The organism is Gracilibacillus salinarum (genome assembly GCF_022919575.1).
GTDB classification, from domain to species: Bacteria; Bacillota; Bacilli; order Bacillales; family Amphibacillaceae; genus Gracilibacillus; species Gracilibacillus salinarum.
On sequence record NZ_CP095071.1, the window covers coordinates 1754633 to 1766391 of the forward strand.

Annotated in this window: 4 protein-coding genes; 2 read left to right on the top strand and 2 right to left on the bottom strand. The window is 39.6% G+C overall.

From position 1 onward, the window contains the following. Nucleotides 1-128 precede the first annotated feature (128 nt). Nucleotides 129-1241: a response regulator gene (locus tag MUN87_RS08245; RefSeq protein WP_244747236.1), complete on the top strand. Its 1113-nt coding sequence runs from the start codon at nt 129-131 to the stop codon at nt 1239-1241. Nucleotides 1242-1316: 75 nt separating this feature from the next. Here the strand turns inward: MUN87_RS08245 and MUN87_RS08250 are convergent, their stop codons facing one another. Both MUN87_RS08250 and MUN87_RS08255 read right to left on the bottom strand, forming a co-directional pair. Continuing rightward, nucleotides 1317-8042 (bottom strand): SpaA isopeptide-forming pilin-related protein, encoded by a 6726-nt coding sequence (locus tag MUN87_RS08250; RefSeq protein WP_244747237.1) that lies wholly within the window; start codon nt 8040-8042, stop codon nt 1317-1319. A 766-nt stretch (nt 8043-8808) separates the two neighbouring features. Next, the gene (locus MUN87_RS08255; protein ID WP_244747238.1) at nt 8809-9963 is read right to left on the bottom strand and encodes a Gfo/Idh/MocA family protein; all 1155 of its coding nucleotides are present in this window, start codon (nt 9961-9963) and stop codon (nt 8809-8811) included. Nucleotides 9964-10511: 548 nt separating this feature from the next. Between MUN87_RS08255 and MUN87_RS08260 the strand changes: the two genes are divergently transcribed. Beyond that, nucleotides 10512-11702 carry an MFS transporter gene (locus tag MUN87_RS08260; RefSeq protein ID WP_244747239.1) on the top strand — a complete coding sequence of 397 codons (1191 nt, stop codon included), beginning with the start codon at nt 10512-10514 and terminating at the stop codon, nt 11700-11702. Nucleotides 11703-11759 lie beyond the last annotated feature (57 nt).

The window sequence follows — 11759 nt, forward strand, 5'->3', positions numbered from 1 at the left end:
GTTGGTAGTAGAAAGCAATGAAAATAAACGATTCTACTATATAATAAGGAGCTAAACGTTTTGTTAACATTACCGCTTTAAAAATTAGGTATAAATAACTACACTCCTATTTTTGGAAGGTGAAATTTATGAATGTTGGTTTATTTGATGATGAAATATTAGCCATAGATTTTCTTGTTCATCAACTAGAAAAATTAGAGAATATCCATGTCCTCTTCACTTCTACCCAACCATTTCTTGATGAAAAGAAAAAAATGTTAAATGATATTGATATTATCTTTCTAGACATAGAAATGCCAGAAATCAGCGGGCTAGAGCTAGCGGAAAAAATTCTTGCATACAACCCTTCCATACACATTGTATTTGTAACAGCGTTTGATCAATATGCTATTAAAGCATTTGAATTACACGCCTTAGATTATTTACTTAAACCCGTTTCACTTGATCGTTTAAAAAATACTGTACAACGAGTAACTTTTACCCCGTTCGAAGCAAAGGACAATAACAGTATTCACCCCTTGCACTTACATGTGCTGGGGGACCTGTCTTTTCAATTTGAGGATAAATCAGAGCCAGAGAATATTAAATGGCGGACAGCAAAATCAAAGGAATTGTTTTTATATTTGCTGCATCATGAAGGAAGTGTAGTATTAAAATCAAAAATAGTCGACACGCTCTGGCATCATCTTGATGTAGAAAAGGCTTTTTCACATTTATATGTGACCATTTATCATATTAGACAAGCCTTACAATCCAGCTATAAGAACATAAAAATCGTAAATACAGAGGATGGTTACCAATTAAAGTTACACCATGTTCTTTTAGATAAGAATGAATGGAAACATCAATTATTTGATACAGCCTCACTGGCAAAAGCAGATTTAGAAGAACAAGAAAGAATCATGCACTTGTATAAAGGTAGTTATTTAGAGAGTCATGATTATATCTGGGTCGAAGGGGAAAGATTTGAACTTGAAGAAATTTGGCTGCATCATGCACAATTAATTGCAGATGCCTTCAATCAAACAAAACATCACGAAAAGGCTATTCATTGGTATACTGCTATCCTAAAAAAGAGACCTGAGGACGAAAGAGCCGCTTTTGCTTTAATGAAAATATATGCTTCCTTACACTACCGAATGTTAGTAAATCATCAATATAAGCAGTTGCAAAGAAACTTAGCCGAATTAGATTTAACGATAGATCCACAAATTGAAGCATGGTATAAGAATTGGAGGTAATAAAGTATTTTGATGTGTACCGAAGAATTTTTATAAAAAAACGCCCATATACCAAGATATGGGCGCTTTTATTAGTTATTGTTGTTTCTTACGTCTATACATTGTTAAAACAATCATCCCGCCAATCATGAATAAGCCGCCAAATAAAATATAATTGAATATATTTGTCGCGGTACTCGGGAGGTTGCTGCTTTCCTGCTCGACTTCTTCATGATTGCTGCTTACTTGTTCCATCTGATTGTATGCTTTTACTTCGGTTCGAGTCGACTGCCCTCGCTCCACCGTAAACGTAATCGGACTTTCATCCAATAGGTAACCTTGGGGTGCTTTTGTTTCGATGAAGGAATAGACACCTGGTTTCAGTCCGTCTACGATCAGCTTCCCATCTTGATCCGTTGTCAGATCTTGTGCCACGATATTGCCTTCTTCGTCCTGAAGCATAAATGTTGCCCCTTGTAAGACGTTATCCTTGTTCTCTCGATCCAGCTTCGTCAGTTCTACACCAGAACGAGTCTGTTTATTCGTTATCGTTATTTCTTTTGCTTCTAATTGTCCTTTTCCGATCGTAAACGATACGGCTGGATGTGCTTGATACCCTTGTAATGGCCCCGTTTCAACGAGAAGATATTGGCCAGGTCGTAAATCGTTGAGGAGAAGCTTTCCATTCTCATCCGTTTGGAGATCTTCTCTTATAATATGACCATCGGCATCCTGCAATTCAAATCCTACTCCTGCCAAAGGGCGCTCAGGGTTATCAAAATCCACCTTAGTTAATGCGAAATCTCCCTTGATAATCGCGTTGTCGGTCGATAAAGCTAACGTCTCACTTTGACCCAGGTCGATCGTAAATTCGATTGGGGCAGGATCCAACGTATATCCCTCAGGCGCTTCTGTTTCAACAAACTGATAGCTACCTGGTTTCAATCCATCCACGAATAATTGACCATTCTCATCCGTTATCAGATTGTCTCTAATTACTTCACCATTTTGACTTATTTGATAGACTGCTCCTGCTAATGTTTCGCCTGTTTCATCATCCACCTTTGTCAGTTGAACAGCGCTGGTAGTCCTTTCATTCTCAGCAGTCACGGTAATTGGTTCTTGTTGATTAAAGACGATTTCGAAAGAGATTGGATCCTCTTCTAATACATGACCAAAAGGGGCTTTTGTCTCGACAAATTGATAGCTTCCAGGTTTAAGCTGGTCAACAAAGATCTCACCATTTTCATTTGTAGTTAAACCCGTTTGCAGCACATTCCCTTCTTCGTCAAGCAAAGAAAACTCCCCATTTGCCAGGGCTTCCCCTTCTTCTCCTATCTTCCTCAACATTACAGCACCAGTGGTCAACTCATTTACTGCTTCGATTTCTGTGCTTTCTGTCTGACCTAGAGCTATTTCAAACGCAATTGGGGTCGGATCTAAGTCATACCCAGGAATAGAAGCAGTTTCCACTAATTGATAATTTCCTGGCTTTAATTGATCAACTAAAAGTTCACCATTTTTATCTGTGACAAGATTTGTGTCGAGGCTATTACCTGCACCATCCTGCAGTTCATACTCCACACCTTCCAGAAGATTTCCTCTTTCACCGCTTTTCGTTAATACTACGGAACTGGTAGATCTACTATTCTCTGCTGTTAATGTTACAATTTCCTGCTGATTAAAATGGATAGTAAAGGATATGGGACTTGTATTCAGATCATGACCAAATGGTGCTTTTGTTTCTACAAGCTGATAGTTACCAGGCTTCAGGTCATTAATTAAAATACGTCCATTGTTATCTGTTATTAAACCGGACTGGAGTGCTTCACCTGCTTCATCTTGCAGTGTGAACTCTGCACCACTTAATGATTCTGCCTCTTCTCCGACTTTGGTTAATTGCACTGATCCGGTTGTCAATTCATTTATTGCTTCTACTCGTGTGCTCTCCTCTTGACCAAGGGCTATTTCAAATGTTACAGGCGTTTCATCTATTTGATAACCAGGGATGGTTTCTGTTTCGACAAATTGATAGTTACCTGGTTTCAAGTCATCTACCAATATTTCGCCGTTCTCATCTGTCATTAAACCGGTTTGCAATGTCTCTCCCTGCTCATTTTGCAATTCAAATGTTACTCCCTCTAACAGAGTTCCTCTTTCCCCTTGTTTCGTTAAGACGACAGAGCTGGTTGTTCGACTGTTTTCTTTCGTTAATTCAAGTGTTTCCTGCTGGTTAAAGCTAATCTCAAAATCTATCGGTGTCTCATCTAACTCATGGCCAAATGGTGCTTTTGTTTCCACAAGCTGATAATTTCCTGGCTTTAAGTTGTCAATGGTAATTACGCCATTGTCATCTGTTACCAAACCAATTTGCAACTCGTTTCCTGTTTCATCTAGTAACTTGAATGCAGCTCCTTCAAGTGTTTCTGCTTCTTCACCGATTTTGGTTAATTCTACAGAACCTGGTGTTAATGCATTAGTAAACTCCAGTTCCAGCATTTCCGGTTGACTTTTTACAATTTCAAATTTCTCGACTGTATCATTTAATTGGTATCCTGGTATTGATTTTGTTTCCACAAATTGATAGAGTCCAGGTTTTAAATCCGTTACTACAACTTTTCCATCTTGATCTGTTGTTAAACCTTCTTGAATAGTATTTCCGTTTTGATCTTGAAGCTCAAAGGTAACGCCTTCTAACAATTGACCGTCTTCCCCTTTTTTCGTCAATTGCACAGATCCGGTTATCCATTCGTTGGAGACAGTAACAACAACTGGTTCGGTTTCGTTTTTCTCAACCACCACTTCCACTGGTGTAGCATCAAGTTGGTAATGTTGTGGCGCTTCTGTTTCGGTAAAATAGTAAGTGCCCGGGCGTAAATCTGCAATGTCAATTATGCCGTTTTCATATGTTGTAAATTGATCCTGACCATTGCGAACGATTTTATTGCCTTCTTCATCTTCCAATTGAAAAACAGCATCTGCTAAAGGTGTATTATTGTTCTCTGCATCTAGTTTTTGTAACTGTACAGCACCTAAAATGATATTATTTTCAGCCACTAATTCTTTCACTTCTGTTTGCTCAGAATCAATGGTAAAGTTTATCGGATTTTCTAGAGCGTGATAACCGAATAGTGGTTCCAGCTCAACAAAAGAATAACTCCCTGGATCAAGGTCGAGAACAGTAATCTTACCATCTTCATCTGTTTCTAATTGTTCATAACCTGCTACTACATTCCCATCCTGATCCTGCAGTTCAAATACAACGCCTTCTAATGGCTGATTTGTATCGGCATCCACTTTGGTTAATGTCACATCACGAATTATTTTTTCATTTTCAATCGTAATACTCGATGGGTCACCGTTAACTTCAACTGTTTGCTCATTCGCAATACCTGTAACATATCCAGTTGGTGCATTGGTTTCCTTTAAAATATATTCGCCATATAGAAGATTTTGGAATACAACCTTACCATCCGTATCTGTTGTGTAAGTTCTGAGCGCTTGCTCGCCAGTATTATCGTATAATGTAAACTCTGCACCTTCCAATGGGGAATCATTATCAGCATCGACCTTGGTAACCTCAAGACTTCCTACTTCACCATCAATACCTCCACCAATGCCACCTAGATTAATGGCTTGGTTGACAGAATCATTGGTAGGCAAACCTGTAGTCTCCGCTCCATCAAATTGAAAATCATTGGAGATATTGCCATCTCCTTCATACAGAATGTACGTATCATACTCCAACACATAGGCGTGATCAATGGTTTCAGGGAAATCAAGGGAGAACGTAACCATACCATTCTCATCTTCTGTGAATTCTAGCGTGTAATCTTCACCTTCTACTAATTGATCGCCTTTGGTAATGTCATTACTGGTTGCTACTGTATCATACAGCTTAATAGAATCTTGGAGTAAAGTCTGATTAGCACTTGGTGTATCAGTAATCGTAACATCCGATACCGTCGATTGTGCATAGTTAATATTCACTCGCCAATTAACTACTCTAGGGTTTTCATTGTTTTGCGAGCCTGATTTATCGGAATATTCCCCTCCATGATATGGAGATACAGAAGCATCCAGATTAAAATCCTCGCGATTGTCACTTTTGACAGTAGCTGTATTATCATAACGTGGTTTTACTAATCCATCATGTAAGTCGGTTTGATACGTAATGTAATACGGGCTCGTGATATCACCAAGTACTACACGGAATGCTTCTTCACCGTCAGGTCCAGTGAATGCTTCCACTTCGTACTCATCAGGGTTGTCAGCATTTCCTAATGTTAGCTGCTCACCTGTCTCCACGCCATTTTCTCCACCAGTAAGTGTCATATGATAGACTTTGATCGAATTCATATCGAAATTCTGGTTATCTAAAATAACATCCTCAATCACCACTTGATCCAATGTTGCATTATTATAGTTGACTCCTATTTCCCAATCAATTTGCTTATCCGCTACATGATAAGAAGCTCCTTTAAATCCATTGGCATTCGTATATTGATCTGGTGTGAAGGTAGCAGAACCTGTTTTCGTCCGAGTCTCTGATGAACCTTCAGGATTCCAGGTAATGGCTGCTCCATTTTCGAATGTAGTTTTCGTGTTATCAATAATATCGAAATCAATATCGGTCTTATACGTAATGTAGACTTGATTAGTTATGGGTTGATTAAATGTAATCGTCAACGTTTGGGTAGACGCGTCAAAATTCATAGTATATTGATCGCCATTACTCCAAGCTTCTCCATTATGCTCCACAACAATATCTCCAGGCGTAAAACCTTCAGGCAATTTATCTGTGAACACCACGTTTTCCATGGTATATTCGTCACCATTTAACATGACTTGCCAGTCAGTTGCTTTGCCGTTGTAATCTGTACTTCTGTTTGACTTCTGTAAAACCTGCTGAGAAATACTTTGGCTTGCATCAGCTTGATGTTCAAACTGATCGGTCACCGTGTTGGTAATCGTGGTACTTTCTTCTATTCGATCAATGGCCGTTGTTTCATATCTAATTTTATATGCTTGATCTATAGCTTGATCAAATTGAAAGTCAAACGTACCATCATTGTTGTCTGTGACCGTGTAGTTAGTGAAGTCGGTGGTACCCGTTTCTTCTCCTGTATCTGGGTTAATAGCTACCTCGAGAACTTCAAAACTACTAGGGTCAACCAATTGTTGATTGTCACCAAGTGTATCTTTTAACAACGCATCCACTGCGGCAATGCTTTGTTCATCATAATTATATTTAATTTCCCATGTAGTGGTCTGTGTGGTCGGATTATAGTCTGTTGCGGACTTCTCTAGCGCCTCTCCTCTTGCTACAGAAACCGAAGCACTTGCGTCCAATGGTTCGATATTATCTCCATCTAATGTGGCAGTATTGGTATATTGTGTTCCTTGACTATCTTCTATCGACGTTTCATAGACAACCCGATATGCCGAATCAATACTTCCTAATGTAAAAGGAAATGCTGGACCGAATGTACCGGTTACTTCTGTCGTTTTCTCCTCGCTTATGGTGCCATCTGCATTCATTGCAAGCTCATATACGTGCAAAGATCCATCGATAAACTGGTGGTCTCCTGATGTTACATCATCTAAAATTGCATTTTCTACTAGCTGGAGATCCTTGTTGAAATCTACGGTCCATGTGATAGTGTCCGTGTTGTAGGATTTATCCGGTACACCTCTTTTATCAATGGATGATGCGTTCGGTTTAAATTTAATCGGATAGGTGACCGTACCACCGGATGAAACAGGAAAATTGATTTCTTCTTGTGCTGCTCCGTCATAATGTGCATCAAATGCTGACCACAAACTGATATATCCGCTAATATTAGAGTTATTCTCAATATTCTCATTGAACGTGATGATAATCTCATTATTATTATTGACGACAAAGGTCCCAAATTCGGTGCCAGTTGCTGTTGTTAACGGCTGTGGTTCGGGATTTGCCACCGTTTCAAATTGGTCTGGAACGGTAATCGTATATTGGGAACCATCGCCATAGCTATGATTATTCGGCAACGCAAAATCATATGCTAATTCGACTTGGAACTTATCATAAGGGTGCTCCACTACGATCTCTTCCCCTGGAACCAGTTCTTGTCGATCGCCATTCTCTTCAAAACGCTGATATAATGTTACATCTGTGATAATATTATCGGTAATTTCCGTTGAGGCTAATGAAGCACTCTCTTCCTTCATGCTTTGCGAAGATATCGATACTTTCTCATTATCTGAGGATTGATCGATATTACTAGTATCTTTCGTTTCTGAGGAGGTTGTTTGTTTTTCGGATGTGGCGATCGGATCATCGTCTTGTGTTTTTTCATTTGTTACCTTTTTTTCATCCGTATTACTGTCAGGGCTTTGTTCTTCCGCTACTTCTTCCTTATGATTCACCGTGTCAAAACGGAATTCACCCTTGGCATCATGTTGTTCCTCTATCCTTTCGTTGAATGTAACCGTTAAAATACCTTCCTTGGAAACTTCATATGTCCCCACCTCTGTCTGTTCGGTATGTATGGTACCTTGTTGATCGCCTTGAGCAGTCAGTGTTTCTGGTAGCTCATATGACTCTGCATAACCACTTTGTATTTGCAAATCCTCGACTGACCATTCGACATTGACTTGAATTGTCGATGTGGCAGACGTGATATCTGTTACCTCATTACCATCTGCATCTGTATATGATACATTTGTAAAGACACTTGTGGCCGTGTCCTCACTCTCCTCTTGAGTCGTTACAGCAAAACTCGTAACAGTCTGAAACATCAACATACAGATCAACAGTATGCTTATTTTTCTTACCACTTCTTGATCACCTTCCCTTATTATAAATTTAGTACCTAAGAAGCATAGGCACCAATGAGTCAGTCTACATAACACCACTTAACATTTTCTATACAGATTTATGTTCTATCGTTAGATTTATGGGTGAATAGAACTATTCCATTATCTAAAATTTACAATTAAAACCAATTTAAAGGTGATTATCACTGAGCTTAGGGGGTAACTAGAAAAGGTTTCATTATCATTTTTTACTACTCCTAATGATTTTGAATACAACTGCATGACTTCTAATTAATAGTTAGTAAATGGTTATTACTCTTGATAGAGAATGCCTGTGATATGAGCTAAGCTGATTTATTAAAGTTCTCTTCTGAAGCGTTGACGTAATTTTTCAGTCAGTAAATAATCTCTTAGTCATTGCTAGATTAGTAGTGGAGCATAAAAAAGAAGTAATTACTCTTCCTGGCCACGCTTCCTTGATGTTTTTCAATTTATTCATCTATTTTTTTCACATAATCCCAAAACAAAAAAGACACCTGCACACTGCAGATGCCTGACAAATTATATCCCTATTTCTTTCAAAAAAACACCAACACCAACTCAACCCTATCCCCTTACAGTGACGGTGTCCACTCACTATTTGTTTTCATCTTACTGACACTGACACTGCAAACGACTGGTTACTCAGGATATCTATAACCTCCACTGCTACATTCACTCTGAGGAATAGTTTATTCCCTGGTTTCTCACGTTAGAATGCTTCACTGGAAATACACCTTTTCCTTTATCACTCGTAATTTCCTCCGGTTGTTATTTCGTTCGTTTGGAAATTATCAATACTAGCTGTCTTCTCATAAAAATACGTGGCGTTCTTCAGAATCCCTTCCGTTGTATAAAATGGACTCGTTTGATCCAATGGTAACGCTACTGTTTTCCCTAAACTTGCAGATTGAAAAATGGCAGTAATCAGTTCCAATGTTGCTCTTCCATCTCGCCCCGTAACTAACACTTCTTTTTTGCCTTCGACTGTTGACAATACATCTTCTATCTGACCGACGTGCCCTTCATACTGTAAATTTGGTTGAGTATCATAGATATGTTGTAATTGCATTTCGAGATCTTTATCTTTCTCGGGAAAGCCATTGCCAAGTGATTGGGAAGCCTTTAGTTTCCATGGAACAGAGACGCGAGCATTTTTTCCTTGGAAGACGAGCTGCTGTTCTTCGCCATGATGGACAACAGAGCTTGTGATTTGTGCAAGACTTCCATTTGGATAACGTCCGATCGCAACCGAAATGTCCTCCACTTCGGCATTGTCATGCGCCACATTGCTCATCACCGCCGTAATTTCTGACGGCATCCCATTCATCCAGCGGAAAATATCGATATGATGTACGGCATGATTTAATGTACAGCCGCCACCTTCTTTCTCCCAAGTGCCTCTCCACCATAAATCATAATAGGAGTGACCTCTCCACCAAAAGGAATCTACCTGTGTATGCAGAATCGGTCCCATTAATTTCGTATCTAATACGTGCTTCAATTTCATCATTGGGGAAGTGAACCGGTTCTGGGCAATCACGGATAAAATTTTTCCGCTTCGATCTGCTGCTTCATTCATCGCATCACATTCCTCTAAGGAGGACGCCATTGGTTTTTCTACGAGTACATGCTTTCCTGACCGTAAAGCTTCAATCGCAATTCCTGCATGGGTGTAAGGCGGTGTGCAAACGGAAACCAAATCGATATCATCCTGCTCCAGCACTTCTAAATAATCGCGATAAACCGTAACATCCAAACCAAATTCATTTGCTTGTTCTTCCGCTTTCTCTGGATAAATATCGCACAACGCAACGATCTTACAGCGATCCTGAAATTGTAAATATCCTTTCATATGCGAAGTTGAGATTGCTCCTGTACCTATAATGGCAACATTAATCATCTTTACACGCTCCATTCGTATCATTTTTCATACTTTTGGATAGCTTGCTAGATCTTGAATAAGGAAAACGCTATCATTTTTTATTAACACTCTCACCCTTTTGCACAATTGTCTTGTACGCGACCTGCAAAAAGTAACTACTTGCTCTACATCGTGGCCTCTGTCCTCTCTTCTTTTACTTCAAACCACACAAATAATACTAGTATGGTAGTTGTGGTTACATTATATTTCCTCGCTTTATCAATTTCAATATATACGACTTCATTTCTTTGAATTTTTTTGTCGTAACTATACAATTCTACCAATAAAGGGAGACTTTGATCAGTTGGGGTTTTTGACACCCATGACACCCACGACACCCACTTATCATTAGCGAAGCTTGAAGTGGGTGTCTTACAGACGGTTAGCACCATGATAAAAACCTGTGCAAATTATTTCCCTTCCGCCATCATTAGGCGTATGCTATTGTTTAGGCACTCGAAATAAATATCAAAAGAAGGGATAATATCGTACAACAGGAACAGATCGCAAAGCGTAATTTGTATATTATGTGGTTTGCGAATTTTTTTATTGCTGCTAGTTTGACAATGGTTATTCCATTTTTGTCTTTATATATAGAATCATTAGGTAATTATTCGGATGACTATGTCCAACGATGGTCAGGATGGGTATTTGCTATTACGTTCTTAATCGCCTTTATCGTCTCACCGTTCTGGGGAAGATTTGGGGATAAGCACGGCCGTAAGATTTTCTTAGTCTTTGCCGCGTTTGGCTTAGGTATCAGTGTGTTGCTGATGGGCTTTGTCACCAATGTACCACAGCTGTTTGTGCTCCGTATGTTTATGGGGTTTTTCACTGGATTTATTTCCATGTCCCAAGCCTTTATTTCGACACAAACACCACCAGATATCGCCGGGAAAGTGTTAGGCACCTTGCAAACAGGTAATGTCACAGGCAGCTTATTAGGACCACTGTTAGGCGGCGTCTTAGCAGATATGTTTGGTTATGCTGCTACATTCCAACTGACTTCTGTCACCCTTTTTATTGCTGCGTGCTTAGTGATGCTCGGAACGACAGAAATCAAATCGGAAACAAAGCAGAAGGAAAGCCAATATTCCCCTGCAGATGTGTTAAAACATATTTTCAGCAAACCTGTCCTTGTCATGGTCATGATTGTCTCGATGTTTGTCCAAGTGGCAAATTTCAGCATTCAGCCGATTCTTTCTCTTTATGTAAATGAGATACACGGCCCGACAAGTATTGCCTTCTTTTCTGGTCTTGCTTTCTCTGCAGCAGGACTCGGCAATTTACTCATGTCACGCAATTGGGGAAAACTTGGAGATCGCATCGGTTTTGAAAAAGTCCTGGTCATCTTGCTCTTTTTATCTGCTGTCTTTTTCATACCAGGTGCATTCGTCGATACGATCTGGCAGTTAGTCATCGTTCGTTTCTTATTAGGGATAGCGATCGGTGGCGTCATTCCGATTCGAACAGCCTATATTCGTCAGGTATCACCGCTGGATATTCAAGGGGAAGTCTTAGGTTATAATACCAGCATTCGGTTTCTCGGAAATATCATCGGCCCTGTAATAGGTGGCTGGATCGCTGGCATGTACACGATTTCCACTGTCTTTTATTTCAGCAGTGGATTGCTGCTTGCCTGCGGAATTGGACTTTTCTATACGATGAAGCATACTGCGCAGAAACAGCAGACAGAACATTTTCCCGTGCATTCGTGATTTAGAAACCACTCAAGTTAGGGTCTTGAGTGGTTTTTTATTTTGGATGAATGAATA

Excerpts from the sequence above, each read along its gene's own strand:
- MUN87_RS08245 (WP_244747236.1), top strand. The coding sequence starts at position 129 with ATGAATGTTGGTTTATTTGATGATGAAATATTAGCCATAGATTTTCTT.
- MUN87_RS08255 (WP_244747238.1), bottom strand. The coding sequence starts at position 9,963 with ATGATTAATGTTGCCATTATAGGTACAGGAGCAATCTCAACTTCGCAT.
- MUN87_RS08260 (WP_244747239.1), top strand. The coding sequence starts at position 10,512 with ATGTGGTTTGCGAATTTTTTTATTGCTGCTAGTTTGACAATGGTTATT.